Source organism: Marinicella sediminis (assembly GCF_002000055.1).
Lineage (GTDB): Bacteria > Pseudomonadota > Gammaproteobacteria > Xanthomonadales > Marinicellaceae > Marinicella > Marinicella sediminis.
Map to the genome: position 1 here is coordinate 1 of NZ_MVBD01000040.1, position 781 is coordinate 781.

Genomic DNA, 781 nt, shown 5'->3' on the forward strand with positions numbered 1-781 from the left:
AGCCTGGTGTTTTTGTCTTTTATTCGCTCCTGGATGGATGTGTATGCTGATTGTTCAGGAGTCTTGCTCATACCAGCTCGAATTGGGTTCAAATCGACGTAGGTCATACAGGTTAGCAGTGCGCGCTCATCAAGTAATGCCTGGCTCTTGAAGCGCGATTCCCAGAAATGTCCTGTGCAACCATCTTCGATATTGGCCCGCCTGGCAATGTATTCATTCAAGCACTTCATGAACCAACTGATGGATCTCAGTCGCTTTCGATAGATATCTGCTTTTTGAATCACGAAATCGAGTTCTGGTTTGCTTAAATGTTCACCTCGAATATACGACTCACAAGGGCCTGGTAAATCGAATAAACCTGCCCAGGTTATGAGCACTCTTTTGTCTGACCAATCAGCATTGTTGTTGATCTTGAGGACGATGTGAAAATGATTGCTCATCACTGCATAGGCGCAGATGTCAATGTTGAACAGTTTGGCCAGGAACTTCATGCGTTCAACAACCCATTGACGCCTGTGCTCAAACGTTCTGCCTGAGGCATGATCATTGCCACAAAGGAAAGCTCTGCGGACGCATCTGGAAACAATGTGGTAATAGGGTGTCTCAGACAATTACAAGGACAGGCATTAGCTAAAGGAGCCAGCTTGATTGATCAAGGAGGTTTTTTTAAGGAACAGTACTCATTTGACAGCGTAGAGGGGCGTTGATAAGTCCGGAAATTTGGTATGTGGTGAATTAGGCTGAAATGGCCTGTTTTAAAATGAGTTTGATGGTTGCAGAC

The 781-nt window shown here is 44.9% G+C and carries 1 protein-coding gene; it reads right to left on the reverse strand.

Translation table 11 applies throughout. From position 1 onward, the window contains the following. A partial coding sequence (locus tag B0475_RS17360; RefSeq protein ID WP_408606452.1) for a transposase occupies positions 1–491 on the reverse strand: 491 nt, incomplete at its 3' end. Positions 492–781 lie beyond the last annotated feature (290 nt).